The organism is Nocardia tengchongensis, assembly GCF_054781395.1.
On the sequence record NZ_BAAGUM010000006.1, the window covers coordinates 307,055 to 333,228 of the forward strand.

The 26,174-nt window shown below is 69.7% G+C and carries 27 protein-coding genes and 1 tRNA gene; 23 read left to right on the plus strand and 5 right to left on the minus strand.

The genetic code is table 11. The features are described 5' to 3' along the window. Positions 1-32: 32 nt before the first annotated feature. From ACYVKL_RS12455 to ACYVKL_RS12540, 18 genes are all read left to right on the plus strand, one after another. The gene (locus ACYVKL_RS12455; protein ID WP_379162398.1) at positions 33-485 is read left to right on the plus strand and encodes a hotdog family protein; all 453 of its coding nucleotides are present in this window, start codon (positions 33-35) and stop codon (positions 483-485) included. Beyond that, the gene (locus ACYVKL_RS12460; protein WP_379162401.1) at positions 482-1,813 is read left to right on the plus strand and encodes a beta-ketoacyl-[acyl-carrier-protein] synthase family protein; all 1,332 of its coding nucleotides are present in this window, start codon (positions 482-484) and stop codon (positions 1,811-1,813) included. The genes ACYVKL_RS12455 and ACYVKL_RS12460 overlap by 4 nt, the downstream gene beginning before the upstream one ends. After that, on the plus strand, positions 1,810-2,307 hold the full coding sequence (locus tag ACYVKL_RS12465) for a 3-hydroxyacyl-ACP dehydratase FabZ family protein (protein ID WP_379162404.1): 498 nt from the start codon (positions 1,810-1,812) through the stop codon (positions 2,305-2,307). The genes ACYVKL_RS12460 and ACYVKL_RS12465 overlap by 4 nt, the downstream gene beginning before the upstream one ends. Further along, complete coding sequence (locus ACYVKL_RS12470) at positions 2,304-3,578, plus strand: beta-ketoacyl-[acyl-carrier-protein] synthase family protein (RefSeq protein ID WP_379162406.1); 1,275 nt, start codon at positions 2,304-2,306, stop codon at positions 3,576-3,578. Before ACYVKL_RS12465 ends, ACYVKL_RS12470 begins: the two co-directional genes overlap by 4 nt. A gap of 18 nt (positions 3,579-3,596) precedes the next feature. Beyond that, entirely contained in the window at positions 3,597-6,020 is a 2,424-nt protein-coding gene (locus ACYVKL_RS12475; RefSeq protein WP_379162409.1) for a beta-ketoacyl synthase N-terminal-like domain-containing protein, read from the plus strand. 10 nt (positions 6,021-6,030) lie between these two features. Beyond that, the gene (locus ACYVKL_RS12480; protein WP_379162411.1) at positions 6,031-7,179 is read left to right on the plus strand and encodes a 3-oxoacyl-ACP synthase III family protein; all 1,149 of its coding nucleotides are present in this window, start codon (positions 6,031-6,033) and stop codon (positions 7,177-7,179) included. Beyond that, on the plus strand, positions 7,169-7,708 hold the full coding sequence (locus ACYVKL_RS12485) for an ester cyclase (RefSeq protein WP_213559981.1): 540 nt from the start codon (positions 7,169-7,171) through the stop codon (positions 7,706-7,708). Before ACYVKL_RS12480 ends, ACYVKL_RS12485 begins: the two co-directional genes overlap by 11 nt. Then, the gene (locus ACYVKL_RS12490; RefSeq protein WP_379162414.1) at positions 7,705-8,919 is read left to right on the plus strand and encodes an FAD-dependent monooxygenase; all 1,215 of its coding nucleotides are present in this window, start codon (positions 7,705-7,707) and stop codon (positions 8,917-8,919) included. Before ACYVKL_RS12485 ends, ACYVKL_RS12490 begins: the two co-directional genes overlap by 4 nt. A 1-nt stretch (position 8,920) precedes the next feature. Next, on the plus strand, positions 8,921-9,628 hold the full coding sequence (ubiG, locus tag ACYVKL_RS12495) for a bifunctional 2-polyprenyl-6-hydroxyphenol methylase/3-demethylubiquinol 3-O-methyltransferase UbiG (RefSeq protein ID WP_213559979.1): 708 nt from the start codon (positions 8,921-8,923) through the stop codon (positions 9,626-9,628). Continuing rightward, positions 9,625-10,590, plus strand: coding sequence for an NADP-dependent oxidoreductase (locus tag ACYVKL_RS12500; protein ID WP_379162417.1), 966 nt, complete (start codon positions 9,625-9,627; stop codon positions 10,588-10,590). The genes ubiG and ACYVKL_RS12500 overlap by 4 nt, the downstream gene beginning before the upstream one ends. Continuing rightward, the gene (locus ACYVKL_RS12505) at positions 10,580-10,990 is read left to right on the plus strand and encodes a hypothetical protein (protein WP_213559977.1); all 411 of its coding nucleotides are present in this window, start codon (positions 10,580-10,582) and stop codon (positions 10,988-10,990) included. The genes ACYVKL_RS12500 and ACYVKL_RS12505 overlap by 11 nt, the downstream gene beginning before the upstream one ends. A gap of 206 nt (positions 10,991-11,196) precedes the next feature. Further along, positions 11,197-11,670, plus strand: coding sequence for a DUF1772 domain-containing protein (locus ACYVKL_RS12510; RefSeq protein ID WP_213559976.1), 474 nt, complete (start codon positions 11,197-11,199; stop codon positions 11,668-11,670). Between the two features lie 38 nt (positions 11,671-11,708). Beyond that, a complete protein-coding gene (locus ACYVKL_RS12515; protein WP_379162421.1) occupies positions 11,709-13,463 on the plus strand; it encodes an AfsR/SARP family transcriptional regulator in 1,755 nt (584 codons plus the stop codon). A gap of 2 nt (positions 13,464-13,465) precedes the next feature. Beyond that, the gene (locus ACYVKL_RS12520; protein ID WP_379162424.1) at positions 13,466-13,969 is read left to right on the plus strand and encodes a DUF2505 domain-containing protein; all 504 of its coding nucleotides are present in this window, start codon (positions 13,466-13,468) and stop codon (positions 13,967-13,969) included. Continuing rightward, positions 13,966-14,892 (plus strand): SDR family NAD(P)-dependent oxidoreductase, encoded by a 927-nt coding sequence (locus ACYVKL_RS12525; protein WP_379162427.1) that lies wholly within the window; start codon positions 13,966-13,968, stop codon positions 14,890-14,892. Before ACYVKL_RS12520 ends, ACYVKL_RS12525 begins: the two co-directional genes overlap by 4 nt. 6 nt (positions 14,893-14,898) lie before the next feature. Further along, positions 14,899-17,082: an MMPL family transporter gene (locus tag ACYVKL_RS12530; protein WP_379162430.1), complete on the plus strand. Its 2,184-nt coding sequence runs from the start codon at positions 14,899-14,901 to the stop codon at positions 17,080-17,082. 54 nt (positions 17,083-17,136) lie between these two features. Further along, positions 17,137-18,459, plus strand: a complete 1,323-nt coding sequence (locus tag ACYVKL_RS12535; RefSeq protein WP_379162433.1) for a DUF2786 domain-containing protein — start codon at positions 17,137-17,139, stop codon at positions 18,457-18,459. Between the two features lie 81 nt (positions 18,460-18,540). Next, positions 18,541-19,173, plus strand: a complete 633-nt coding sequence (locus ACYVKL_RS12540) for an SRPBCC family protein (protein WP_379162436.1) — start codon at positions 18,541-18,543, stop codon at positions 19,171-19,173. 105 nt (positions 19,174-19,278) lie between these two features. On the opposite strand, the gene ACYVKL_RS12545 is transcribed toward ACYVKL_RS12540, so the two are convergent. Together ACYVKL_RS12545 and ACYVKL_RS12550 are read right to left on the minus strand one after the other, a co-directional pair. Beyond that, the gene (locus tag ACYVKL_RS12545) at positions 19,279-19,770 is read right to left on the minus strand and encodes a MarR family transcriptional regulator (RefSeq protein WP_379162439.1); all 492 of its coding nucleotides are present in this window, start codon (positions 19,768-19,770) and stop codon (positions 19,279-19,281) included. Between the two features lie 45 nt (positions 19,771-19,815). Continuing rightward, entirely contained in the window at positions 19,816-20,259 is a 444-nt protein-coding gene (locus ACYVKL_RS12550) for a nitroreductase/quinone reductase family protein (RefSeq protein WP_379162442.1), read from the minus strand. A 113-nt stretch (positions 20,260-20,372) separates the two neighbouring features. Here ACYVKL_RS12550 and ACYVKL_RS12555 point away from each other — a divergent pair, with 113 nt between their 5' ends. The 3 genes from ACYVKL_RS12555 (at position 20,373) to ACYVKL_RS12565 (ending at position 22,597) form a co-directional block, all read left to right on the plus strand. Then, positions 20,373-21,332, plus strand: a complete 960-nt coding sequence (locus ACYVKL_RS12555) for an alpha/beta hydrolase (RefSeq protein ID WP_379162445.1) — start codon at positions 20,373-20,375, stop codon at positions 21,330-21,332. Further along, positions 21,329-22,045: a class I SAM-dependent methyltransferase gene (locus ACYVKL_RS12560; protein ID WP_379162448.1), complete on the plus strand. Its 717-nt coding sequence runs from the start codon at positions 21,329-21,331 to the stop codon at positions 22,043-22,045. Before ACYVKL_RS12555 ends, ACYVKL_RS12560 begins: the two co-directional genes overlap by 4 nt. 354 nt (positions 22,046-22,399) lie before the next feature. Next, a complete protein-coding gene (locus ACYVKL_RS12565; RefSeq protein ID WP_343223339.1) occupies positions 22,400-22,597 on the plus strand; it encodes a hypothetical protein in 198 nt (65 codons plus the stop codon). A gap of 182 nt (positions 22,598-22,779) precedes the next feature. On the opposite strand, the gene ACYVKL_RS12570 is transcribed toward ACYVKL_RS12565, so the two are convergent. The 3 genes from ACYVKL_RS12570 to ACYVKL_RS12580 form a co-directional block, all read right to left on the minus strand. Further along, positions 22,780-23,223 (minus strand): PIN domain-containing protein, encoded by a 444-nt coding sequence (locus tag ACYVKL_RS12570; protein WP_379162452.1) that lies wholly within the window; start codon positions 23,221-23,223, stop codon positions 22,780-22,782. Further along, the gene (locus ACYVKL_RS12575; RefSeq protein ID WP_379162455.1) at positions 23,220-23,450 is read right to left on the minus strand and encodes a ribbon-helix-helix domain-containing protein; all 231 of its coding nucleotides are present in this window, start codon (positions 23,448-23,450) and stop codon (positions 23,220-23,222) included. Before ACYVKL_RS12575 ends, ACYVKL_RS12570 begins: the two co-directional genes overlap by 4 nt. Before the next feature lie 94 nt (positions 23,451-23,544). Further along, positions 23,545-23,617 (minus strand) — tRNA-Ala (locus tag ACYVKL_RS12580). A gap of 129 nt (positions 23,618-23,746) precedes the next feature. Between ACYVKL_RS12580 and ACYVKL_RS12585 the strand changes: the two genes are divergently transcribed. Both ACYVKL_RS12585 and ACYVKL_RS12590 read left to right on the plus strand, forming a co-directional pair. Further along, entirely contained in the window at positions 23,747-25,690 is a 1,944-nt protein-coding gene (locus ACYVKL_RS12585) for a DUF222 domain-containing protein (RefSeq protein WP_379162458.1), read from the plus strand. 149 nt (positions 25,691-25,839) lie between these two features. After that, complete coding sequence (locus ACYVKL_RS12590) at positions 25,840-26,160, plus strand: hypothetical protein (RefSeq protein WP_379162462.1); 321 nt, start codon at positions 25,840-25,842, stop codon at positions 26,158-26,160. Positions 26,161-26,174: the final 14 nt, after the last annotated feature.

Here is a 26,174-nt window from a genome sequence, read left to right on the forward strand (position 1 = left end):
TCCCCCGTCGAATCGGAAAGGACGTGACTGCCATGCGATTTCATCTCATCGACCGAATCGAGTCCTGGGAACCGTTGCAGCACATCACGGCTCGCAAGCTCACCTCGGTCTACGAGAACGTCTGGCAGCCGTCCGCCACCGGACCCGTGCTGCCCTTCGGCCTGGCTCTGGAAGCGCTGTGCCAGGCCGGGGCGTGGCTGGTGCTGCTCAGCTCGGCGCACACCAAACGCGCCGCGCTGCTCACCGTGGGTGAGGTCACCATGTATCGCGACGCGGTACCCGGTGACGTGCTCCGGATGACGGCCCAGGTGGTGCACGCGACGCCGGAGGCGGCGGTGGTGGACGGCTGGATCGAGGTCGACGGCGAGCGAATCATGTACGCCCGCAACATCATGTGCGCCCTCATCGACGCCGACCGGCTCGACGACCCGGAAGACACCGAACGGATGGCGCGCCATCTGCTGGGTGAGGAGCTGGTCGGATGAGCACCCCGGCGCACACCGACGCGGCCGGACGCCGGCGGGTCGCGGTGACCGGCGTCGGCGCGGTCACCCCGCTCGGCGTCGACGCGCCCGCCACCTGGGAAGGACTGGTCGCGGGCCGCAACGCCATCGGCGCACTGACCACCTTCGACTGCACCACCTTCCCGGTCCGGATCGCCGGGCTGGTCCCGGACTCCTTCGATCCGGCCACCGCCATCCCGGCCGGCGCCGACCAGCGCTGGGTGTCGCGGCCCGGATTGTTCGGGCTCGCGGCGGTCGGCGAGGCCCTGCGGTCGGCGGGTCTCGACCCGCTGACCGAGGCGCCCTATCCGGCCGCGGACCGCGGCGTCGCCATGGGCGCGAGCGTGGGCCGCCCGGACCTGACCATGGTGCTGAAGGTCTCCGAATTACGTTCCCGGACCGGGCAATCCGACGCCTTCGTGCGGCCCGCGCCCTCGGCGACCCTGACCGGCAACCAGAACCTGGCCCTCAACGCCATGGTCCGGATGATCGGCGCCACCGGTCCGATGGTGGGCATCCACACCGCCTGCGCCGGCTCCGGGCACGCCCTGGGCGAGGCCTTCCGGCTGATCCAGGAGGGCGACGCCCGCATGATGGTGGCGGGCGGCTACGACTCGCTCACCACCTGGGCCGACATCCTCGGCTTCGGGCTGCTGGGCGCGATGACCGACCGCTACAACGACAATCCCGCCGCGGCGTCGCGGCCCTTCGACGCCGACCGCAGCGGGTTCGTGATCGGCGAGGGCGCGGTGGCCTTCGTGCTCGAGGACCTGGAATCCGCAGTGGACCGCGGCGCGCCCATCCTGGGTGAGCTGCTCGGCTACGGGTCCACCATGAACGCCTGGCGGATCACCGACTCCCCGCCCGACGGGGCCGGCGCGATCGAGGCCATGGAATCGGCGCTGTCCGAATCCGGTTTGGGCACCGGCGATATCGACTACATCGCCGCGCACGGGACCAGCACGCCCGGCAACGACGTCTCCGAGACCCGGGCCATCAAGAAGGTGTTCGGCGACGACGCCTACCGGCTGGTGGTGTCCTCGCCCAAATCCATGGCCGGGCATCTCACCGCCGGCGCCGCGGCGCTCAATCTGCTGGCGGCGCTGGGCGCGATCCGGGATTCGATGGTGCCGCCCACCCTCAATCTCGACACCCCGGATCGGGCCCTCGATCTCGACTACGTCCCCCACCGCGCGCGCCCGATGCCGGTGCGCGCGGCCATGATCAACGCCCTCGCGTTCGGCGGTTCCAATACCTGCCTCGTGGTGGGCGCACCCCCGCACATCTCCGAACTCAGGGAGCAGGCATGACAGCGTCCCACCCCGCGCCCGCCGACGTCCCGGCGGCGGGCATCGGCACCCCCGGATTCGATCGAATCCTGGAGGTGAGCCCCGGCGTTCGCGCCGAGGCCCTGCTGAACGTGACCGGCACCCTGCCGTTCTTCGACAGTCACTTCCCACGGCGCCCCATCCTGCCCGGGGTGCTGCTGACCGAGAGCATGATCGCGCTGGCCGTCCTCGCGGCCGGTGATCCGCTGCTGCGGCTGCGCGCCGCCGAGGGACTGCGCTTCCGGCGCTTCGTGACCCCTGGCGACCAGGTGCACATCACCGTCGAAAAGGTCAGCGCCGACACCGATCCGGCGGAATCGGTGTGGCGGGCCGCCGCCAAGGTGGACGGGAAACTCGTCGCCGCCATCAAGAACCTGCGCCTGGTGCGCGGGCCGATCGCCGCGGCGGACGGCGACAGCGCCGCGGCGATCGTGCGGGAGGCCGCCAACGGCCTTGTCCCCGAGGTGAAGTCGTGACCGGGCGGCGCGTGGTGATCACCGGCATCGGCCTGGTCACCGCGCTCGGCGAGGGCGCGCGAGAGACCTGGGACGCCCTGGTGGCGGGGCGCACCGGCATCGGACCGCTGCGCGCCTACGACCCGGCGCCGCTGCGCACCCGCCTCGGCGCGGAGATCCCGGACTTCGATCCGGGCAAGTACCTCTCGCTGCGGTCCATGCGCACCTCCACCCGCGGCGACCAGTACGGCGTCGCCGCGGCCACCCTGGCGCTGCGCGACGCGGGCCTCGAACGCAGCGACCTCGGCCACCGGACCGGCCTGTATCTCGGTGGGAACAAGGACATCTGCCAGCGCGACGACTCCATCGCCGACATGGAGGCCATCCGCGGCGCCGACGGCGAACCGGATATGCGCAAGCTCGGTGAACTGGCCCGTTCGATCGTGCCGCCGCTGGCGTATGTGGAGGGACTGCAGAACGGCGGGACCTACCACATCTCCTCGCTGTTCGGCCTGCGCGGACCCAACGCCTTCTACGCCGGCGCCGCCGATTCCGGGGCCACCGCGATCGGGCGGGCCATGCGCGCCATCCGCCGCGGCGAGGCCGATATCGCCGTCGCCGGCGGCTACGACGACGCCACCAACTGGTGGGCGATGGCGAAACTGGATGGTCTGGGCGTCCTGTCCCCGCGAAACGACCTGGACACCAAAGCTTTCCGGCCCTTCGACCGGGAGCACAGCGGATCGGTCATCGGTGACGGCGCGGCCATCCTCGTGCTCGAGGACCGGGACCGGGCGGTGGGGCGCGGCGCGCACATCTACGCCGAGCTGGCCGGTTACGGGATGGGCAATGACTGCGTGCGCCCGCCCGCCTCCGATCCGGAGGGCCGCGGGCTGGCCCGTGCCATCTCCGCGGCACTGTCCGATGCCGCTGCGACAGGGACCGATTGCGTGTTCTCTCACGGCTGCGCCACCGCGCTCGGCGATACCAGCGAGGTGCGGGCGCTGCGCACCGCCCTCGGCGCGGAGACCGCGCGGGCCGCGGTGACCAGCGTCAAACCCCAGACCGGGCATCTGGTCGGCGGTGCGGGCGCGCTCAATGCCGCGCTGGCCGCGCTCGCCCTGGACTCCGGCGTGGTGCCCGCCACCGCCAATCACGAAACACCCGCCCCCGAGTGCGATCTGGACATCGTCACCGGCGCGGCGCGGCACGCACGACCGGGGGTCGCGCTGGCCCTGGCCCGGGGCCTGGAAGGCCAGGCCGTGGCGCTCGCCCTCACCCAATCGAACTGACCGACAGGACTTTCGGCCATGCACGAAAACCGACGTCTCGCGCCACACCGGCGCATCGTGATCACCTCGCTCGGCGCGATCACCGCGCACGGCGCCGGTGCGGAGGAACTGTGGCAGCGGGTGCGCGGCGGCGAGGTGGCGATCCGGCCGCTGCGCGAGTTCGCCGTCGCCGGACTGCCCGCGGCCATCGGCGGCGAGATCCTCGGCGCGCCGCGCCCCAAATACGACTACCTCGCCCCACTGGGCCTCACCGACCCCGAACCCGCCATCGACTACGCGCTCATCGCCGCCGAGGAAGCCATGGCGGGAGCGGGACTGGGCGTACTCGAGGAGGGCGCGGCGCCCCGCCCCGACGCCCTGCCCGCGCACCGGTGGGGGGTGGCGTTCGGCAGCTGCAACAGCGGCATTCACAGCGCCGAGAAGGCGGTGCGCCGCGCGGTCGACGCCGGGCGCACGGTCGACGCCGACGAACTCGGCCTGGGCGACGACCGGCATCTGCTGCTGGTCTCCCCGCAGTTCTGCGCCGAGGCGCTGAGCTCCGCCTTCGGGCTGAAAGGCCCGGTGCTGTCGGTCAATACGGCGTGCGCGTCCAGCGCCCACGCCCTGGCCCACGCGGTCGAGCAGATCCGCGCCGGACGAGCCGACGCCATGCTGGTCGGCGGCAGCGACGCTCTCAGCGAGATGGCCTACTACGGCTTCAACAGCGTGGAATCGCTGTCCTCGCGACCGGCGCGGCCGTATTCCCGGGACCGCGACGGACTTTCACTCGGCGCGGGCGCGGGCATGATGGTGCTCACCTCAGCCGAGGTGGCCGCCGCGGCCGGCGCGCCGATCATCGCCGAGGTGCTCGGCTACGGCATGTCCGCCGACGGCTACCACGCCACCGCCCCGCATCCGCAGGGCGCGGGCGCGGCCCGGGCCATCCGCGCCGCCATCGACAGCGCCGGACTCACCCCCGCGGACGTCCCCTACATCAACGGGCACGGCACCGGCACGCCGAAAAACGATTCGGCCGAAAGCAATGCGGTGCGCGCCGCCCTCGGCGACGCCGCGCAGCACGTGGTGCTCAGCAGCACGAAATCCATGATCGGGCATCTGCTCGGCGCGGCCGGGGCGGTCGAGGCCATCGTCACCATCCTCGGGCTGCGCGACCAGACAGTCCCGCCGACAGCCGGTTTCGCCGAAACCGACCCGGCCTGCGGACTGGATGCCGCGCCGAACACCGGGCGGGCGCTGCCCATGCGGGTCGCCGCCTCGAACAACTTCGCCTTCGCCGGAGCCAACGCCTGCGTCGTGTACGGGCGGGCCGCCGACTCCCGATCCGAGCCCACGCCCGCTGCGAACGACCAGACCGAGGATGAGGTCGTCGTCACCGGGATCGGTGCGCTCGTGGGCGACACGACCGACATCGAACAGCTGTGGGCTGCCTGGCAGAGCGGCACCGTATCTGCGGAGTCGCACAACGGATTACGGCTGGCGCGCGTCACCAGTGACCCGGGTGCGACGATCCCGGCGAAGCAGCGGCGGCGCATGGATCGGCTCGGACAGCTGGCCGTCGCGACCAGCGAGCAGGCGCTGACCGCCGCCGGGCTCACCGCCGACGAGCGTGTCGGCGTGGTGCTCGGCACCGGCGTCGGGCCGATGAGCAGCATCTCCCGGTTCTTCGAGCCGACCGTGACCGGTGGTCCGCTGCAAGGCAATCCGGCCATCTTCCCCAACACCGTCTTCAACGCCGCCGCTGGACAGGTCGCCATGGTGCTGGGCGCGAAGGGCCCGACCTCCACCCTCACCTCGGGTCACGCCGCGGGCGCGGCCGCGCTCGGCACCGCCTTCGACCTGCTGCGCGCCGGACGCGCGGACGCCGTGCTGTGCACCGGCGCGGACGAACTCTCGCCCTACGCGCTCGACGCCTACCGCGGCGCGGGACCCTTCACCGGCCGCCACGGCCGCGACTTCCGGCTCGCCGAGGGCAGCGTCACCCTGCTGCTGGAACGGGCCGACGCGGCACGGGAGCGCGGGGCTACCCCGCTCGCGGTGCTCGCCGGCTACGCCACCACCTGCGACGCGCTCGGCATCGCCCGCTGGGACCCGCGCGGCCACGGTGTGGAACGCGCCATGCGCGAGGCCCTCGCCGCGGCCGGAGTCGAGCCCGCCGAGCTGACCGCGGTCTGGACCGCGGCGGCCGGGCTGCCCGCGGTGGACGGCCCCGAACGGCGGGCCGTCGATCGGCTCGGGCTGAGCGCGAATTGCGCCCGGCACGAACCCAAACGGGTGCTCGGCGACCCCGTCGGCGCGGGCGCGCAGCTGGCCGCCGCGCTGGCCGTCACCGCCTGGGCGCACGGCGGTGTCCAGGGCCCGGTGCTGGTCAACGGCTCCTCGCTGGGCGGCACCCACACCAGTTTCGTGCTGCGGCCGCCCGCCGCCGCACCCCTCGCATCGTGACCATCGAATCGTGAACGGAGACACCATGTCCCACCCCGGACCACGCCACGTGTCGATCCTGTCCACCGGCTCCTACCTGCCCGGCGACCCGATCGACAACGCCACCCTCGAGCGCCTGTGCGGCCCCATGCCCGCCGAGGTCCTCGACAACATCCAAGTGCGGCAACGGCACTGGATCATCGACCCGGCCACCGGCCGCCACACCACCGGCACCTCCGCCATGGCCACCACCGCCGCGCGGCGTGCCCTGGCCCGCGCCGACATCGATCCGGCCGAGGTGGACCTGCTGGTCATGTCCTCGGCCAGCCCCGAATATCAGCTGCCCGCCGTGGTCACCTACGTGCAGGAGCGCCTCGGCCTGGCGCACTGTGCGGCCATCGAATTCCGGGCCGCCTGCACCGGTTTCGTGCAGGGCCTGGACTACGCGCGCCGCCTGCTCGCCGACGGCACCTACAAGACCGCCGTGGTGATCGGCGCGGAATCGATCTCCCCGCTGCTGGTTCCGATGTACCTGGGTATGGATCCCGAGCTGGTGCGCATGCGCGACCGGCTGGTCATCAACTCCTTCGGCGACGGGGCCGGGGCGGTGGTGCTGCGTGCCGGCGAACCCGGCAGCGCCGACCCCGACGGCGAATTCCGGTTCGCCACCGCCTGTCTGGGCGGTGACCGCAAGCCCGGCATGCAGATCGTCGGCGGCGGCACTCACGAGCCGGTGTTCGACCAGGCCAAGCGCAAGCGCCTGGTGGAGATGAAGCTCGACGTCAACGGGACCGCCACCTTCGGGCCGCAGGTCTTCGTGGCGGGCATGAAGGACATGCTGGCGCGCACCGGGCTCACCGTCGCCGAGATCGACGCCTGCGTGCTGCCCGAGGGCAACGCCGACTACTTCACCGCCGAATTCGACGCCGCCGGAGTCTCTCCCGAGGACCAGGCCGTGCTGGCCAAGAACATCGTCGAGAACCTCACCACCGTCGGCGCGACCGGTTCCGCGGCGGTGCCGTTGGCCCTCGACGAGGGCTGGGTCGAAGGCCGGGTCCGGCCCGGCGACCAGGTGCTGCTGCTGGCCGTGGAGGCCAGCCGCTACCTGTACGCGGGCCTGTCGCTGCGATGGGAAGCGCCGTTCGCCGAATCCGCCGAGGAGATCGACCATGTCGCCTGAGCAGGTACACACCCCCGAGGACAACGCCCGCATCATCCGGCGCGTCTTCGACGAGTTCGTCAACCAGGGCGACTTCTCGGTGGTCGACGAGATCTACTCCCCCGACATGGTCGACCACCAGCCGCTGCCCGGCGCGCCCGACGGCATCCCCGGCGTCAAATACACCATCGCCGGTCTGCGCGAGGGCTTCCCGGACCTGCACGTCACCATCGAGGCGCTCAGCGCGCACGCCGACCACGTGGTCATCCACAACACCTGGCGCGGCACCTTCACCGGCGAGTTCCTGGGCATGGACCCCACCGGGGAGGCCATCGAATTCAAGGGTGTCGTGGTGTGGCGGCTGGCGGACGGCCTGATCGCCGAACGCTGGGGCATCGGCGTCGAATCGGCCATGCTCGAGGCGCTGGGCCTGGGCTGGCTGATGTCGGGCGCGCTGGGCCGCAAGGGCCGCCGCCGCAAGGGCGGCGGCATGGATCTCGCGGAGCTGGCCGCCACCGTGGCCACCCTCACCGAAGCGGACCGGCCGTGACCCAGCGGCCGCTCACGGTGCTCATCTCCGGCGGCGGGATCGGCGGCCTGGCCGCGGCGCTCGCCCTGCGGCAGCGCGGCATCCGGGTGCGCGTCTTCGAACGCGCCACCGAACTGCGCGACGGCGGTGCGGGACTGCACATCTGGACCAACGGCACCATCGCGCTGGAACGACTGGGCGTCTTGCGCGAAGTCCTGGATACCGCCCCGGTGCAGCAGGTCACCCACTTCGGGACCTGGCGCGGACAGCTCTTCGGCGCGTGGCCGGTCGGCGAATTCGTCGAGAAGTACGGCTGCCCGACCATCGCCGTCGAGCGCTCGGTGCTGCACCGGGTGCTCAGCGCGGCGGTGTCGGCGTTCTCCGACGACACCGAGATCCGCACGGGCGCAGCGGTTATCGGCTTCGAACAGGACGAGACCGGGGTCACCGTCGAGCTGTCGGACGGCGACCGGGTGCGCGGCGATGTCCTGATCGGCGCGGACGGCATCAACGGCACCATCCGCAACGGGCTGCTGGGCATGCGGCGGCCGCGCTACACCGGCTACATCGCCTGGCGCGGCAAAGCCGAACTGCGGCACCCGAAGATCCCGCCGGGCACCTTCTACGCGCTGTTCGGCAACGGCACCCGATTCACCTTCTACGACGTCGCCCCCGGCGTCGTGCATTGGATGAGCGTGGCCAACGGCGCGCCCGGCGGCCAGGACGACGGCGACCCCAGAGCGATGCTGGCGCAACGGCACCACGGCTGGATGTCGCCGATCGACGAAATCCTGGCCGCCACCCCGCCGGAGGCCATCATCCGCGGCGACGTGCTCGACCGGGCGCCCGACAAGCGCTGGGGCACCGGCCGGGTCACGCTGCTCGGCGACGCCGCCCACCCCATCACCTTCAATATCGGCCAGGGCGCCTGCCAGGCCCTCGAGGACGCCCTCGTGCTGGCCGAGGAATTGGAGGCCACCGATCCGGTGACGGCCCTGCGCCGCTACGAGAAACAGCGCCGCGCCCGCACCGCCGGCCTCCAGAAGGTCGCGTGGCGGATCGGCCGCCTCGGGGCGCTGGAGAATCCGCTGCTCATCCGGCTGCGCGAACTCGGCATGCGCGCGGTGTGGCCGTGGCTCGTCTTCCGCATCGCCGAACGCGACCAGATCGCCTACGCCACCCGCTGGCGCACCCCCGAACCGACCAGACCACTGCAGAAAGACGGTGTTTGACATGAAGCAATCCCAGACCGAGGCCGACTTCTTCGGCGACTTCGCCGAATCCTGGTGGGACGACGACTCCGCCATGAAGGGGCTCACCTCGTTCCAGCGCCCGCGCTTCGAATACTTCGACAAGTTCGTGCAGGACTGGGCCGGCAAGAAGGTGCTCGACGTCGGCTGCGGCGGCGGGTTCACCACCGAATACCTGGCCGGCCGCGGCGCCGAGGTGAGCGGCATGGACCCCTCCGACCGCCTGGTCGCCGCCGCCCGCGCGCACGCCGAGGCCACCGGCAAGGCCATCGAATACTCCGTCGGCCGCGCCGAGGCGCTGCCCTACCCCGACCACACCTTCGACGTGGTCACCTGCGTGGACGTACTCGAGCACGTCGACGACCCGGCGCTGGCGGTGCGGGAGATCGCGCGCGTGCTGAAGCCGGGCGGAATCTTCTGCTACGACACCATCAATCGCACGCTGCTGGCACGGATCGTGATGATCTGGATCCCCGAATACCTCACCGGCATGGTGGCCCGCGGCACCCACCATCACCACCAGTTCATCAAGCCCGCCGAGCTGGCCCGCCACCTCGACGCCGCGGGCCTGACCCCGCTGGCCAAGCAGCGCGGACTGACCATCCTGGGCAAGAAGCGCGACGGCAACCTGATCATGTTCACCACCGCCGACCTGTCCTCCACCTATATCGGGGCGGCGGTGCGCTCGTGAAGGCGGTCTTCTACCGGCGCTACGGCGACGCGTCGGTCCTCGAATACGGCGAGCTGCCGATCCCGAAGATGGCGCTCGACGGGGTCCTGCTCGACGTCAAGGCCGCCGCGGTCAACCCGATCGACTGGAAGGCGCGCGAAGGCTACCTGGATCCGTTCGCCGACACCGTCTTCCCCATCGTCCCGGGCGCGGACGTATCGGGCATCGTGCGCGAAATCGGCGTCGGGGTCAACGAATTCGCCGTCGGCGACGAGGTCGTCGGCTGCGTGCGCGAGGACTACCTGAGCCGCGGCAGCTTCGCGCAGGTCATGCCCGCGCCGGTGCGCGCGCTGGCGATCAAGCCGCCGAACCTGGGCTGGGCCGAGGCCGCGGCCATGCCGCTGGCCGCGCTCACCTCCTATCAGGCCCTGGTGCGGGTGCTGGACGTGCAGCGCGGTGAGACCGTGCTGATCCACGGCGCGGCCGGCGGCGTCGGCGCGGTGGCCGTGCAGATCGCGGTGCACCTGGGCGCCCGGGTGATCGGCACGGCCAGTGAGCGCAACCACGAGTTCCTGCGCGAACTCGGCGCGGAGCCGGTGAATTACACGGTGGGACTGGCCGATTCGGTGCGAGCGATCGCCCCGGACGGAGTCGACGTACTGCTCGACGCGGTCGGCAAACGGATCCAGCGCACGGTGCTGCCGCTGCTCGCGCCGCACGGCCGATTCGCCTCGGTGGTCGATCCGAAGGCCCGCGAACTGGGCGGCTCGTACGTCTTCACCCGGCCCGACACCGGCGACCTGCCCGTGGTCGCCGCGCTCGCCGCCAAGGGCGTGTTCCGGGTTCCGGTCGGCGCGATCTTCCCGCTACCCGACGCCGCGCAGGCGCACTTGCTCAGTCAGGGCGGGCACGCCCGCGGAAAGGTGGTGGTCGCCGTCGACGAGGCCGCCTGCCAGGAGGAAAACCCTTACAATGAACGGTAATTCGATGCTCGCCCACCGCCGGGTGCAGGGCATGGTCCGGCAGATGGCCTGGTCGCAGGCGCTGGCCCGGATCGCGATCGGCACCGGCATGCTCACCCAACCGGCCACCGTCTCCAAGTCCTGGTCGGGTGAATACGACGACACCGCCTCGTCGCTGCCGACCCGCGCGTTCGGCACCCGCGACGTGGTGATCGGGCTCGGCACCGTGTGGTCGCTGCGGCGCGGGCATCCGGTGAGGCACTGGTTCGTGCTCGGCGTCGCACTCGAACTGGTGGATGCCACGGTGACGCTGAACAAACGCGGCCGCCAGGGCATCACCGGACCACCGGACACCTGGGAGTTGCTCACAGCAGCGGGGTTGGCCGGAGGAATATTGGTAGCCGCAGCGTTGCGGGAGTAACGAACAGTCCACTGCCCCATAACCGATCACAATCCTGACCGGGCGAGAACTGGCCATCGCCACAATCACATTCCGGTGAAATGCCTTGCCCCACACGGTGCAAGATAATGTTCACGACAGTTTGCGACGATAACCAACCAATCACACCGACGTGGCGACACGGCCGCAACCGTTCTCGCCCTTGGTCATTCGCCGAGGATTTGCACATGGAAATTCTGTTCCAGTTCGCCATTGGCCTTTCAATTCTGACGACCGCGGTCGTCTACGGCACCGATTTCTTCTGCGCCCTGGTGCTGCGCACGGCCTTCGCCCGCATCGACGACCGCGCCCTGGCCGCCGTCACCGGGCGCATCCACGAGGTCGCCGACAAGCGCATGCCGATCCCCGGTGCGGTGGGCGTCGTCGCCGCCGTCCTCGCCACCGGCATCGCGTTCCTCGACGGCAAGGCCGCCGCGGGGGCCCTCGCGGCACTGGCCGTCGCCACCCTGGCGATCTGGCTCGGCATCTACGCGCGGATCAGCGCACCGGTCAACAAGGAACTCACCGCCGCGGTCCTCGCCGACCGGGTCCCGGCCGACGTCCGGGAGATGCAGCGCACCTGGGACAGCGTCATCGTCGTCCGCGTGATCCTGCAGGGAATCGCCCTGGTCGCACTATTTCTCGCGGCGCTCGCCATGTAATGGGCAGTGCCGCACCAGATTCCGGGGGGAAGTAAGGCATGACAATGATTCGATTCAAGCTTCTGGGCCCCGTGCAGCTGCATGTCCACGGCAAACCCGTCGACCTCGGGCCGCCCCGGCAGACCAGCCTGCTCGCCGCGCTGCTGGTGGACTCCGGACGGCCGCTGCCCATCGACACGCTGATCGACCGGGTGTGGGGTGACTCCCCGCCGGTCGCCGCCCGCGACGCCGTCTACACCTACGTCGCCCGGCTGCGCGGCGTCCTCACCGAGGCCACCGCCGGCCACGGCGGGCCGCCCGTCCAGGTGAACCGCGGATCCGGCGGCTACACCCTTTCCACCCCACCGGATTCGGTGGATCTGCAGCACTTCATGGATCTGGTGGACCGGGCCCGCGCCACCGACATCGACGATCCCGGTCGCGTCGAACAACTGGCCGCGGGACTGAACCTGTGGAACGGCAGCGCCATGACCGGCCTCGACAGCGAATGGGCGCGCCGGCTCAGCGATTCGCTGCACCGGCTCAAGCACGAGGTGACCGCCGACTGGGCCGACGCCGAGATCCGGCGCGGCAACCACTCCCTGGTGATCAACCGCCTGCAGACCGCCCTGCTCGAGGAACCACTCGTGGAAGGGTTGCAGGAGCGGCTGATTCGCGCCTACTTCCTCAACGGCGAGACCGCCCAGGCGCTGCGGCAGTACGAAGTGGCCCGCCGGCTCGTCGCCGACGAACTCGGCGCCGACCCCAGCCCGGGCATGCGGGAACTGCACAGCCAGATCCTGCGCGGCGACCCGCCCACCGTCACCCTCGGCCTCGCACCCGACATGGTGCCGCTGGCGCCACTCGGATTCAGCGGCCGCGACGCCGAATTGGCCACCCTCACCGGCATGCTCACCGACGACCCGGCGCCGCGGCCGGTCCTGGTGACCGGCGGCGCGGGCGTCGGCAAGACCGCACTGGTCCTGCAAGCCGCCGACTGCCTGCGCGACCGCTTCCCCGAAGGCATGCTCTACGCCGACCTCGCCGAAGGACCGAACACCACCCCGGAGACGGTGCTCGGCCGGTTGCTCACCGCCCTCGGCATTCCCGCCGACGCCCAGCCCGCCACCCTCACCGAGCGCGCCAACCTGTATCGCGCCCGACTGGCCCGCCGGCGCGTGCTGGTGATCCTCGACAATGCCGTCACCGAATCGCAGATCATCCCGCTGCTGCCCGCCGGCGGATCCAGCACCGCGCTCATCACCAGCAGATTCGCCCTGGGACTCACCACCGTCCGGACCTTCGTGCTGCACGAACTGTCCCGCACCCAGGGCTTGCAAATGCTGGTCGCCACCGTCGGGCGGGCACGCGTGCTCCCCGAATGGGAGGACGCCGGCAGCGTCGCCGACCACTGCTCGGGCATCCCGCTGGCGCTGCGCGCCGTCGCCTGCCGCATGTCGGCGCGACCCCACTGGACCTTCGCCCGCATGCTGGCCCGGATCAGCGACGAGCAACGACGCCTCGAAGTCGTGTCCTACCAGGCCCTCGACATCCGGGCCAGCCTCGACCTGACCTTCGACCGGCTCGACAGCACGGCCGCCGGAGTCTTCCGCGACCTCGGCCGGAAAACCAGCGCCGGAACCGAATTCACCGCCCCCGACCACCCCGAACTCAGCGCCGACGAAGTCGAGGACGCCCTCGACCGGCTCGTCGACGCCTACCTGCTGTCCGAGGTCGGCCGCGACGACGCGGACCGCGCCCTCTACCGAATGCTCGACATCCACCGCATCTACGCCAAGCACCTGGGAGACTGACCATGCCGCGTTCCGTGCAGCACACCACGCCCTATCCATACTCCGACGCCCTGTTCCATCGCGCCCTCGGCAGCCGGGAGTACTGGGAGCAGCGCATCATCGAAATCGACGGCCCCGACTCGAAACTGGCCGAATTCGAGGTCAGCCCGAGCCGCACGCTCGTCACCGTCGACACCGTCATCCCGGCCTCGGCGCTGCCCGGCCCGGCGGCCGCCTTCCGGCCCAACGGGGTGCGCTACCGCTACAGTGAGACCTGGTCCGAACCGGCCAATGGGGTCGCGCGGGGACGGATGGATGGACAGGTCGAGGGGATGACCATCAAACTCGGGGCCGATCTGCTGCTGCGGCGCACCGACACCGGCTGCGAATTCACCATGTCCGGACAGATCGAGGCGCGAGTTCCCTTGATCGGCAGGCTGATCGAAGCCGACATGGGCAAGACGTTCACCACCACCGCGGCCGCCATCGACGAATTCACCATGAAATGGTTGGAGAACGCGGCATGAATCTTCCTGTACTGATCACCGGCGCATCTTCCGGGCTCGGCCTGGAGACCGCGAAAGTGCTAGCCGCCCAGGGTGTTCCACTGATCCTCGGATGCCACAACGTCGAGCGAGCAGAGGCGGCGCGACAGCAGATTCTGGAGCACGCACCCGCGGCCGAGGTGGAGCTGCTGGATCTGGAACTGGCGTCACTGGATTCGGTCGGCGCCGCGGTGAAGGAGCTGCACAACCGGACCCAGCCGCGGCTGGGTGCGATCGTGTGCAATGCCGGACTGCAGATCGTCGACGGGGTGCGCACCTCCGAGGACGGCTACGAACTCACCTTCGCGGTCAATCATCTCGGCCATTTCGCGCTCGTCACCGGGTGCGAGGATCTGCTCGAATCCGGGGCGCGGGTCGTGGTGGTGTCCAGCGACGTGCATCAGGGGCCGCGCAAGTCCATGGGGTTCCCCGCGCCGCAATGGCGGGCGCCTCGCGAACTCGCCACTCCCGGTGCGGGTTCCGGGCGGGACGGGCGGATCGCCTACGCCAACAGCAAGCTCGCCAACGTCTACTTCACCTATGAGCTCGCCAACCAGTGGGGTGATCGCGGGATCACCGTCAACGCGTTCGATCCCGGGCTGATGCCGGAAACCGGTCTGTCGCGCGGCTATCCGGCCCCGGCGCGCATCGGGTTCCGGTTCCTCGCGCCGCTGCTCATCCGGATCATGCCCATCGCCCGCACCGTCGCCAAGTCGGCCGCCGACCTCGCCTGGCTGGCCATCGGACCCGAGCTCGCCGGCACCACCGGCAAATACTTCACCGGCGCGGCCGAGGTGCCCAGCGCGCCGGAATCCTACGACCCCGAGCGCGCCGCGGAACTGTGGCAGGTGTCCGACGAGCTGGTGCGGACCGCGCGGCAGATACCGCCCGCCGAACGGCGGTGACCGCGCGTGCTGCTCGCCATCGCCCACTTCGCCCAACGCCGGGCCCGCGGCGTGCTGGTGGCGGCGGGAATCGCCGCCGTCCTCTGCTACGCCATCGGGTGGTCGGCCCCGATGCATCTGAAATCCGGCGGGTTTCAGGCACCGGACGCCGAATCCACCTGGGTTGACCAGTATCTCGAAGACCACTTCCCCGGCGCCGCACCCAATGTGGTGCTGGTGCTCACCGCGCCCGACGGCATCGACACCGCCGCCGCCGGCGCGGTCGGGCAACGCCTCACCGACGAACTGACCGCCAACCCGGATCTCCAAGGCGTGCAGTCGTATTGGAGCGTTCCCGCCGAGATGCGGACCGCGCTGCGCAGCACCGACAAGCACAGCGCCGTCCTGGTGGCCTACGCGCGCGGCGACGACACCGCCGCACCGAAACTGGCGGGCGCCCTCGCCGACAAGTACAACGGCACCCGCGACGGCGTGCGGGTGCGGGCGGGCGGCGAGGCGGTCGCGCTCGCGCAGATGAGCAAACAGATCACCCTCGACCTGGTGCTCATCGAATCCATCGCCATTCCACTGGCCGGCATCGCCCTGGTGCTGGTGTTCGGCAGCCTCGTCGCCTCGATGCTGCCGCTGCTCGTCGGCGTCGTCACGATCGGGGCGGCGCTGGCCGTGCTGCGCATCCTGGCGGCGGTCAGCGACGTGTCGATCTTCGCGCTGAACATGACCACCGCGCTCGGGTTCGCGGTGGCGCTGGACTCCAGCCTGTTCATGGTGAGCCGGTTCCGGGAGGAGATCGCGGCGGGCTCCGACACCGTCGACGCGGTCGCCCGCACCGTGCGCACGGCCGGGCGCACCGTGCTGTATTCCGGTCTGACCGTGGCACTTTCACTGGCCGCGCTGTTGGTTTTCCCGCTGTACTTCCTGCGGTCGTTCGCGTACGCGGGGCTGGCGGTGCTCGCCGCGGCGGTGTTCACGACACTGCTGGTGCTGCCCGCGGCGCTGGCGCTGATGGGCTCGCGGGTCGAGGCGCTCGACGTGCGGCAGTGGCTGCGGCGCCGGCTGGGCCGGCCGGACCCGGTGCCCACGCCGGTGGAACAGGACCGCTGGTATCGCTTCGCCACCGGGGTGATGCGACGGCCGGTGATCGCCATCGTCGCCGTCGTCGCCGGGCTGCTGCTGCTCGGATCACCGTTCCTCGGCGTGCATTTCGGATGGGCCGACGATCGGGTCCTGGCATCGGGGTCCAGCCGCGAGGTCGGCGACGCCTCACGCACCGACTTCTCCGAGAACCTCACCGCGGGGATCCTCGCGGTCCTGCCCGACACACACGGCGACACCGCGAAAGTCGCCGAGTACGCCCGCAACCTGTCGCTGGTGCCCGGCGTCAGTTCGGTGCTGTCCAGCGGCGGAGTCTACGGCGGCGGAATGCCCTTGGCCGGAGCACAACCCACCATGGCCGGGGACGCCGGCACCTACCTGCGCATCGGCACCCGGCTCGACCCGTACTCGACGGCCGCCACCGAGCAACTCGACCGGCTGCGGGCCGTCCCCGCGCCCGGGCGAGTGCAGTTCGGCGGACCCGCGGCACGCAATGCCGACTCCGTGCACGCGCTCGCCTCCCGGGTCCCGGTGGCGCTGGCCCTGATCGCGGTGTCGATGTTCCTGGTGCTGCTGGTCTTCACCGGCAGCGTGGTGCTGCCGATCAAGGCGCTCGTGCTGACCGTGCTGTCGCTGACCGCGACCTTCGGCGCGATGGTGTGGATCTTCCAGGACGGGCACCTCTCGGGCGCACTCGGATTCACGCCGACCGGGTACCTGGTGCCCACCATGCCGATCCTCATGTTCTGCCTGGCGTTCGGGGTGTCCATGGACTACGAGGTGTTCCTGCTGTCCCGGATCCGGGAGGAGTACCTCAACTCCGGAGAGACGGGGCGGGCCGTCGCGGTCGGAATCGCCCGCACCGCACGCATCTTCACCGCGGCCGCGGCGCTGCTGGCCATCGCCTTCGTCGGCATGGTCTTCGCGCACGTGTCCTTCGTCCAGCTGTTCGGCCTCGGACTCACCCTGGCCGTGCTGGTCGACGCGACCGTCATCCGCACCATCCTGGTGCCCGCCCTGATGCAGACCATGGGGCGGCTCAACTGGTGGGTGCCGGGGCGTGCGAGGACACCCGCGCCGGAGCCGGTGACAACCTAGTCCGGACGAGCCGATGTACCGGTCACGCTGGGCGTGACCGGTACATTGCCGGACGTGGGTAAGCCGAATCGCAAGCATCGGGCCGCCAAGCAGCGGGCGCAGCAAGGCGCGTCCGAATTCTGGGCGACGGAAGGCGGCGAGCCACCGACGTCGGAGGAGATCGGCAACGCGGTGCTGGCAGCCGCCATGGCGTCCGCTCGGATCGGCGCGGGAAGCAAGACGCCGCGCGGCGATTCGGGTGTCGCGGCGCGGTTCGCCGGGCAGGTCGCGGCGCGCGAGCTGCCCGGTCACGACCTGGGGTACGGGGTGCACCTCGCCGGGCGGCACATCATCAAGCGAGTCTTTCAGCACGGGTGGCTGCCCGGGGACGTGCAGCAGGCCGCGCGGAGGCGGGTCGACGACTTCGCGGTCAGCTTCCTGGTCGACGTGATGGCCGACTACGTGCGGCCGTTCGCGCCCGCGACCATGGACGAGACCTGGATCGAACAGATCCGGGCGATCGAGGCGGACACCTGGTGGTCGGACTCGGAACCGCATTTCGGGCAGTGGGCCGCCAAACACATGCTGACCGTGGCGGAGGCGATCACGACGGTCGTCGAAGCGCTGGCGCTGCTGCTCCTGCTGCCGGAGCTGGAGCTCATCCGGCCGCTGCCGGGGACCGCGCGGCCGCAGGGCGCGGTGCACCATCACGTGGACGAGAAAGTGCTCGGACGGGTTCGGGGGCTGCTCGCCAAGGCCGAGTCGACCTCCTTCCCCGAGGAGGCCGAGACCTTGTCGGCCAAGGCGCAGGAGCTGATGACCAAGTACGCGCTCGATCGCGTGCTGGTCGACGCCGACGCCTCCGTCCCCGATCTGCCCGGGGCGCGGCGCATCTGGCTCGAGACGCCCTACGTCGACGCGAAGGCGCTGCTGGTCAATGTGGTCGCCGGGGCCAATCGCAGTCGTGCGATCGTCGCCTCCGCCTGGGGATTCGTGACAATCGTCGGCGATGAGGCCGATCTCGAGGCGATCGAGGTGCTGACCACATCGCTGCTGGTGCAGGCCACCCGGGCGATGATCGCCAGCGGTGACCGGGATGCCCGCGGCGATGAGGCGCGCAGCCGGACCTTCCGGAAGTCGTTCCTGGTCGCCTATGCCGCGCGCATCGGCGAGCGGCTCGCGGCGGCCACCGCGGCCACCATCGCGGAATCGGCTGAGCCGGAACGGTTGCTGCCGGTGCTGGCCTCACATCAGATCGCCGTCGACACCGCCTTCGACACCCTGTTCCCGCACGCCCGCAATCGCGGCATCACCATCCGCAGCGCCGAGGGCTGGGAGGCCGGGCGGGCCGCCGCCGACCGGGCCCGTCTCGACGGTCAGCGGCGCATCGACCGGTAGCCAACCCGCACGTTCTGGTCGGTCGGTATCAAATCGGCGACGGCGCGAGCAATCCGCGCGAGAACACGTTACAGTCCGGCCGTGAAATATCTTGTGGGATGCGCAATGGCCCTGTCGTTCGCGGCGACGGGTTCACCGGCAGCGCAGGCGGATTCCGCACCGACGTGCACCGACACCCCGAACTCCTACACCGCCGGTTGGCAAACCGGCTGGGCGTCCTACCAGGCCGCCCAGAAGAGCCCGTCCTCCGGCGCCGCCACCCGCACCGCCGATCTGCCGATCACCATCAACGCCCCCATCGACAAGGTGTGGACGGTGTACTCGAACCTGCGCAACGACATCGGCCGCCACCCGTTCCTCAAAGACATCATCACCCACCGCACCTGCACCGACGGCGTCAGCCAGACCATCGACTTCACCGCCCTCGAGAACGTCCCCATGGGCTCGGTCGACTACCCCGCGAAAACCCAGGCCGAACAACGCCTCTACCCCGCCGACCGCTACTACCTCACCGACAGCTACGACGATCCCGGCATCATCACCCACCAGAAGATCACCTTCACCGACAACGGCAACGGCACCACCACGGTGAACGAGCACATCAGCTTCACCGCCAACCCGGTCCTCATCGGCTTCACCGCCGACAACGGCATCTCCTCGCACAAGGCCTACCAGGCCGCCCTGAAGCGAGACATCGAAAACGGCACCCTCTGACCCCTGCGCCTCTCAGGCCCGCCACCCCGGCGTGAAACGAAAAGGCCCGGTCCATCGGACCGGGCCTTTCGAATGCGACGCCGCGGGGCGCGCATCCGATTCCTCTCAGCCGTCGGCCAATTCCTCGGCTGATTCGTGACCGGCCGAGCCGGTTCTGCGGAGGAAGTCGGCGATCACCTCGAGTTCGGCCTCGGAATAGTGGTCGCACAGTTCGTCCATCCGGCTGTTCATTCCGGCGAACACCCGGAACAGCTCGGCGTTGCGTTCGCGGACGCCGCGCAGCGCGACCGCGCGACGGTCCGTCGATTCGGGATCGCGCTCACGCACGATCCAGCCGCCCTTCTGCAGCCGATCGAGAATCCCGGTGAGCGTCGCCGGGTGCAGGCCGGCCCGGCGCGCCAATTCGGTCGGGGTCAACGGGCCGTGTCGATTGATGAGATCGAGGCAGGTCCAGTCGACATCCCGGAGCTCGATTCGGCCGCCGAACCGGCGATTGAGCAGCGACAGCTGGATGTTCAAGTCGCGCAGCGCATCCTTGACGGCAACCGTGAGCTGCCGCCGGCGGCGAGCCCCCGCCTGATCCGCTGTCGAACTCATGCGTGCTACTCCGATCGGTTTGTACGGATTCCGTATCGTATTCGATCAGATCGACTGGACGCGGAACACCGCGATCCGATGTGCGGCCGCCGCCACTCCATCCGGAGTGGACGTCTCGGCCAGACCCGTGGTCACGAAACGATTGCCGACGCTGGCCGGACTGGTGGTCACCAATTGGCGCAGCAGCGGCGGTCGTTCGTGCACCGGGACCTCGACCAGTCGGACAGTCGAGGAGCGCCGGCCCCGCGCCAGCTCGACGGTATCCGCGGCCCGTGCGTTCGCGACCCAGGCGGCCTTCGGGAAAGCCTGGAAGATGTACTGCCCGCCGTCGAGCGCGATCACCGCGATCGGGAAGGTCCGCAACTGCCCGCTGCGCCGGCCCCGCACCGTGAGCAAACGCATCGGACCGAAAGCGATTCCGCCCCTTTGCAATCCGACGATGATCTTGTTGAAGGCATTGGTCATGCGGCGGTTGGTTTCGGCGTTCATGAGGTGCTCTCCCATCGGGACCGTGCCGGTCCCCCTCAGAAAAATACGTGACCCATAAGCTATGGTTTCAATATAGTATGTAAATCATATTAGATCACAAACGGGAGGTTCCGGTGCAGAGCAAGACAGAACGCGTGCGGGTGCGGTTCACCAGCGGCGACATCGAGTGCGTCGCATGGCACTACCCCGGCAGCAATGGCGCCTGCGTGGTCATGGCGGCAGGCGGAGCGGTCACCAAGGAACCGGGCACCGACCTGTTCGCACGCCGATTCCACGACGACGGGTTCACCGTGCTCGCCTTCGACTTCCGACGGCTCGGGGAAAGCGGCGGGCAGCCCCGCCAGATCATCCGGATGCGTGAGCAACTCACGGACTTCGACGCCGCGATCGCCTACGCATCGACCCTGCCGGCGGTGTCACCCGACCGGATCGCGATCTGGGGCTTCTCCCTGAGCGGCGGACACGTCCTCCGGGTAGCGGCGCGGCACCCGCGACTCGGCGCGGCCATCGCACAGACCCCACTGGTCGACGGCGTCCGCGGCGCGGCTCGGGCCGGACGCCATCAACGACCGCTCGCGATGCTGCGCGTCCTGGGATCGGGCATCCTCGATGCCGTCGGCGGCCTGGCCGGCCGCCCGCCGCTGCTGATACCGCTGGCGGGCGAACCCGGAACCGTCGCGATGCTCACCACGCCCGATAGCCGGGACGGCAACCGAGCACTCAACCCGGACAACAGCTATCCGCAATGGCAGCAACTGATCGCCGCGCGCAGCGGGATCCGGATCGGCCTGTACCGACCTGGCCGATACGCGCCCCGAGTCACCAGCCCCTTACTGGTTCTCGTAGCTGACCAGGATCAGACCGCTCCGGCCGACATCGCGATCGAAGCGGCGCGATCAGCGCCGAACGCGGAAGTCGCCCACGTGACGGGCGGACACTACGCGCCGTTCCTCGACGCACACGAGCAGGCCCTCGACAGCGAATTGCGGTTTCTCCGTACGCATCTGCTCGCCCCCGACCGAACTCGGGGCACGTTCCACACCCCCACTCCCGAAAGCGAACCGATCAGATGAGCAACAGCGACGCAGCACCGCGGATCGACCCGACGACAGTCGATTACGAGCAGTTGTACCGCGGCGAAGAGCTCTTCCCCGGCGTCGTCGTCCACCGACCGCCATGGGATATCGGCAGGCCGCAACCGCTACTGACGGCATTGGAGACGGCCGGCCACATCCGCGGCGAAGTCCTCGACATCGGTTGCGGGCCCGGCGACACCGCCATCCATCTCGCCGGCCTCGGCTACCGCGTGACCGGCCTCGATGTCGCACCCACCGCGATCGAACAGGCTCGCCAACGCGCCGCGCGACGCGGCGTATCGGTCACCTTCGAGGTCGCCGACGCCGCGATCCTGGACGGATACGACAACCGTTTCGACACCGTCGTGAGCAGCGCACTGCTGCACTGCCTGAACCCGGCACAACGCCGAACCCACGCGAGCGCACTGGCCCGGGTGCTCGAGCCGGGCGGCCGCTTGATCCAATTCTGCTTCACCCCTGCCGAACACACCGAGCTCTACGCCCCGTATCCGATCCCCGAGTCGGAGTTACGGACCCTGTTCGCTCCGCCGATCTGGGAGATCACCACCCTGCGAGCCGATCGCCTGGAGACGACGGTGCCGACCGACCAACAGTCGAACCTGTTCGCCCAGAACAACTTCCACCCTGCCCGGGACGAGAAGGGCGCCCTGCTGCTACCGATCCTGGTACTCGAGGCGCAGCGCATCTGACTCCCGCGCCGATTGGCAGCCGGCGAACTCCGGAAAACAGAACGGTATGCCGGCGTCTCGCCGGGCCTGCCTGTTCAGTGGACCTGACAGATCAGGATACGAACCGCGCGGTGCCGGTTCGACGGGCCAGACGCCGGATCAGGCCGGTAGGGGCCGCGGTGTCCGGCAGGCGGTGGCGTCCTAGCTCAGTACACCCGGTCCGCCTGGTCAGGGATGACCGCTCCGGTGGCGCAGTAGGACCGGGCTTCTCGGCTGGTCAAGGGCATATAAGCGGGAATTTGCAGCCATCAGACCAGTCCCCGGCGTAGCGTGCGGTCCATGAGCATATGCGAGGTTTGCGGTAATGATTACGCTATGCCGATCGTCGTCGAAGCTCAGGGAGTGCGGCACACCTTCGACTGCTTCGAATGTGCGATCCATCGGATGGCACCCATCTGCGAGCACTGCAACTGCAAGATCATCGGCCACGGTGTGGAGTCGGAAGGCCGGTTCTTCTGCTGCGTGCACTGCGCCGTCTCCCAAGGTGCCATAGGCCTGGTCGACCACATCTGAAACCCTGATGGCGACAACGGGGCCGATACCGCACGACCTGCGGCATCGACCCCGTTGGGATCGCTTCGCGCAAAGCAACTTTCGGCGGATCTGACGGACTACCATACGAACCTCGGGGCGCTGGCCGACGAGCCGAACATCATGATCCGGGCGGCGGGTGCCCGGCCGCGGTTGTCCGCGGTTCAGTCGCCCTGAAGCAAGAGCCGGAACGCCGGATGAGCGGGAGTCAGAGGTCGCACGGCGCGAAAGTCCTTCTCTTCCAACGTGAGTATGTCGTTGGTGAGGTAGCGCTCGGCGAGCACGACGGTGACCGCGTCGGCCAGGTCGAGCCGCAGGCCGCGATACTGCTCGATGATCTTCTGAGCGACCCGGAGGTCATCACGGTCCACAGGTGGCACCAGCACCGCACCCTCCTCAGCCGAGGTGAGCAGGTCGTCGAGGACGAGATCGGCTGTGCGACGGTCTTTTCCAAATCGTGCGACGAGCAGATGATCAACCTCGTCCAGTACGAGTGGCGAGACAACCGCGACGGAGGTGGCGAGGAATTCACGGGCCTGCTCGTGCAGTTCCGCGGCGCGGTCGTACGCGGCGATGATGGCCGAGGTATCGGCAATGAAGAAGCTCACTCGCCGTATGCCTCGTCGAGCAAGTCCTCACTGTTGGCGGCGAACCCAGGATCGCCGGAATCGAACGACGGCCACGGACGGGTGCGGCGGACCCTGTGCGACCGCAACAGCACCAGGTCGATCCCCTCGCGGATCAAATCAGCTTCCGATCGCCCCGCCGCCTCGGCAGCCTCCTTGAGACGGGCAGCCTGCTCGGGATCCAGGTACACGCTCGTTTTGGCCTTCATGAACGTAGGGTACCGCGTAGGGCACCTCTCGGGTTCGCGCATTTCCGGAAAGACAAAGAGCCGCAGGTCAATGACCTGCGGCTCTCTTGTTCTGTGGAGCTAAGGGGACTCGAACCCCTGACCCCCACACTGCCAGTGTGGTGCGCTACCAGCTGCGCCATAGCCCCGTGTTCACTTTTGTGCCAGCCGGGCGTTGCCCTGCTTGCTTGAACGAAGTTACACGACCGGGGGTGGACAAACCAAATCGCCTGGACAGGAGCTGGCGGTGGCGATCTTTCGGAGGTAGTCTCGAACGCATGTTCGATAGCCGAGAGGTGGAGGCGATGGGCGAGGACGAGCTGGTCGACGCGCTGCGGCGGGCACACGGGGCGGCGGCGTTCGCGCAGGCGGCGGAGGTCACCGCGGTGCGCGAGATGTATCGGCGGCATCGGGCGGTCAATGCCGAACCGGGGGTCGGCGGGGTGCGGGCCGGGGAGTTCGCGGCCGCGGAGATCGCGGTGGCCGTGCAGGTGTCGGAGGGGGTGGCCGCGGCGCTGATCGATATCGGGCTGGCGTTGGATTCGCTACCGCAGACCAAGCTGGCGTTCGCGGCGGGGCGGATCGACCTGTCTCGGGTGCAGGTGATCACGGATTGCCTGCGGGGGCTGTCGCGGGAAGTCCGAGAAGTGCTGGAGCCCAAGCTGATCGACGCGGCGCTCCGGTCCGACCCGGCGCGATTACGGCAGACCGCGCAGCGGTGGGTGATCCGCCTCGACCCGAAAGGCGAAACCCGGCGACGCGAAAACCGGGAACAGGATCGCGACGTCCGGATCCGCGCCGTGCAGGACGGGATGGCCGTCTTCGAAGGACTGCTCCCGGCCGCCGGGGCACAAGCTCTCGCCATGCGGCTGCGGGAAATGAGCCTCCAGGTCTGCGACCAGGACCCGCGCACCATGGCGCAGCGCCGGGCCGACGCCCTCATCGCCCTGGCCGACGGCTCCGGCCGGCTGCACTGCGACTGCGGCAAAAACCTCGACTGCCCCAAGGCGGACGCGCCCACCACGACGCGACGACCCCTCATCCAGGTCGGCGTCGCCGCGGAAACCCTCCTCGGCCTGCGCGACGATCCGGCCTTCCTCGCCGGCTACGGCCCCATCGACGCGAACCTCGCCCGCTCCCTCGCCGAACACGCCCGCTTCCAGGTCATCCCCGAGTACTTCCCCGACGACACCGAACACTCCCGCGACGGCAGCGGCCCGGGCCCGGCCATCACGGGTACCGCGGACCTGCCCACACCGTCCGCGAATACCCGGACAGCCAACGCCGGCCGCGAGCGGAGCGGCACCGATGAGAGCGCCAAGGGTGGCGAGGGTGACGGTCCACGCCCACGCCGAACCCGCCGGACCCGCATCGCCGCGGAAGCGCCCTGGGAACGAGCGGCCGCCCACCACCGGCAGGCCCTCGACGATTCGTCCACGACACCGCGAGTGGATCGCGGGCGCCTCACCACCGATGGCGCGGCTCCTGAGCAACCCCACGAACCCGCGGCTATGCCGAATCCGCCCGTGGCACCCGCGACCGCACCGGATCGATTCACCACTGTCGCAGAGTCCACCCCGGATCAGCCCACTGCGCCCGCAGCATTGCCGAATCAGCCCAGCGCACCCGCGTCCACACCGGATCGATCGGCCGTGGCCGCCGACTCCGACCCGGCAACGAAGCCGCACCGCAAACGCGCCAAAATCGCAGGGGTGCGGCCGTTCTCGAACGCCCCGGCCCGCGAGGTGCGCGCCGTCGACGGATTCTGCCGCTTCCCCGGCTGCACCATGCCCGCCGCGGAAACCTCGCTGATCCAGTTCGGCCCGCTCCCCAACCTCCCGGCACCACAACCGAACTCCGCATACCGGGCGGTCCTGTGTACTCACCACAATCGTCTGAAGTCACTGGCGGACAAGGGAAAACACCCGTGGCGTGTCTACCTCGCCGACACCGACCGCATGCGCTGGATCGACCCCAGCGGCGAAACCCACGAAACCGTCCGTGAGGGAGCCCGTTACCTGTTCCCCCACACCGACATAGACGCCCCCGTCCGGCCGCCCCGCCTCCGCGCCATCCCCACCGAATCATCCCCGCCCGGAAGCCATTTCACAGCCGACCTGGCGTACCCCTTGGAAACCCACGTCCTGATCCACCCGCAGTTGTCGCGCGCGACCGCCGACAACGACATCCCCGAAACCCCCACCCCAGCTGTACCCCACTGACCCGCGAGGTCTCCCCGAACAACGGAGCCGGGCACCCAGCCCGGCCCCTTCCCCGGGGTGCGGCTCAATTCTCCGTTCCCTGATGGGCCGCACCCCACCCAATCCCCCACCGTCGTGCACAGGCGCGCGAGTCACGCCATTCTGTTCCCATGAGCGACCACGAACCCGGCCACACCGCCGACACCCGCGATCCGCTACTACTGGAACAACGCCGAAAGTTGTTGCGGGACAGACTCCAAGCCCTTCGCACCGACCTAGCCGACCTGACCGCCGCCTACCGCTCCCTCCCCAGCTCCGGCCTACTGCTCGACACCCCGGGCACCGGCGCCCTCACCACCCCGGTGTACTGCATCGCCGGCGCCGCAGAGGTTTTCGACGAAGCCCTCATAGAACTGAACGCCGCAGACGACGCTTTGGGCCGGGCAGCCGACTACACGAGTCGCCTGCGCCGGCCCGTACTCGACGTGTGAACCGAGCTGTTCCG

What these genes read in the sequence shown, in the direction of transcription:
- ACYVKL_RS12455 (WP_379162398.1), top strand. Translation starts at nt 33, where the DNA reads ATGCGATTTCATCTCATCGACCGAATCGAGTCCTGGGAACCGTTGCAG.
- ACYVKL_RS12460 (WP_379162401.1), top strand. Translation starts at nt 482, where the DNA reads ATGAGCACCCCGGCGCACACCGACGCGGCCGGACGCCGGCGGGTCGCG.
- ACYVKL_RS12465 (WP_379162404.1), top strand. Translation starts at nt 1,810, where the DNA reads ATGACAGCGTCCCACCCCGCGCCCGCCGACGTCCCGGCGGCGGGCATC.
- ACYVKL_RS12475 (WP_379162409.1), top strand. Translation starts at nt 3,597, where the DNA reads ATGCACGAAAACCGACGTCTCGCGCCACACCGGCGCATCGTGATCACC.
- ACYVKL_RS12485 (WP_213559981.1), top strand. Translation starts at nt 7,169, where the DNA reads ATGTCGCCTGAGCAGGTACACACCCCCGAGGACAACGCCCGCATCATC.
- ubiG (WP_213559979.1), top strand. Translation starts at nt 8,921, where the DNA reads ATGAAGCAATCCCAGACCGAGGCCGACTTCTTCGGCGACTTCGCCGAA.
- ACYVKL_RS12505 (WP_213559977.1), top strand. Translation starts at nt 10,580, where the DNA reads ATGAACGGTAATTCGATGCTCGCCCACCGCCGGGTGCAGGGCATGGTC.
- ACYVKL_RS12510 (WP_213559976.1), top strand. Translation starts at nt 11,197, where the DNA reads ATGGAAATTCTGTTCCAGTTCGCCATTGGCCTTTCAATTCTGACGACC.
- ACYVKL_RS12515 (WP_379162421.1), top strand. Translation starts at nt 11,709, where the DNA reads ATGACAATGATTCGATTCAAGCTTCTGGGCCCCGTGCAGCTGCATGTC.
- ACYVKL_RS12520 (WP_379162424.1), top strand. Translation starts at nt 13,466, where the DNA reads ATGCCGCGTTCCGTGCAGCACACCACGCCCTATCCATACTCCGACGCC.
- ACYVKL_RS12525 (WP_379162427.1), top strand. Translation starts at nt 13,966, where the DNA reads ATGAATCTTCCTGTACTGATCACCGGCGCATCTTCCGGGCTCGGCCTG.
- ACYVKL_RS12545 (WP_379162439.1), bottom strand. Translation starts at nt 19,770, where the DNA reads ATGAGTTCGACAGCGGATCAGGCGGGGGCTCGCCGCCGGCGGCAGCTC.
- ACYVKL_RS12550 (WP_379162442.1), bottom strand. Translation starts at nt 20,259, where the DNA reads ATGAACGCCGAAACCAACCGCCGCATGACCAATGCCTTCAACAAGATC.
- ACYVKL_RS12560 (WP_379162448.1), top strand. Translation starts at nt 21,329, where the DNA reads ATGAGCAACAGCGACGCAGCACCGCGGATCGACCCGACGACAGTCGAT.
- ACYVKL_RS12565 (WP_343223339.1), top strand. Translation starts at nt 22,400, where the DNA reads ATGCCGATCGTCGTCGAAGCTCAGGGAGTGCGGCACACCTTCGACTGC.
- ACYVKL_RS12575 (WP_379162455.1), bottom strand. Translation starts at nt 23,450, where the DNA reads ATGAAGGCCAAAACGAGCGTGTACCTGGATCCCGAGCAGGCTGCCCGT.
- ACYVKL_RS12585 (WP_379162458.1), top strand. Translation starts at nt 23,747, where the DNA reads ATGTTCGATAGCCGAGAGGTGGAGGCGATGGGCGAGGACGAGCTGGTC.
- ACYVKL_RS12590 (WP_379162462.1), top strand. Translation starts at nt 25,840, where the DNA reads ATGAGCGACCACGAACCCGGCCACACCGCCGACACCCGCGATCCGCTA.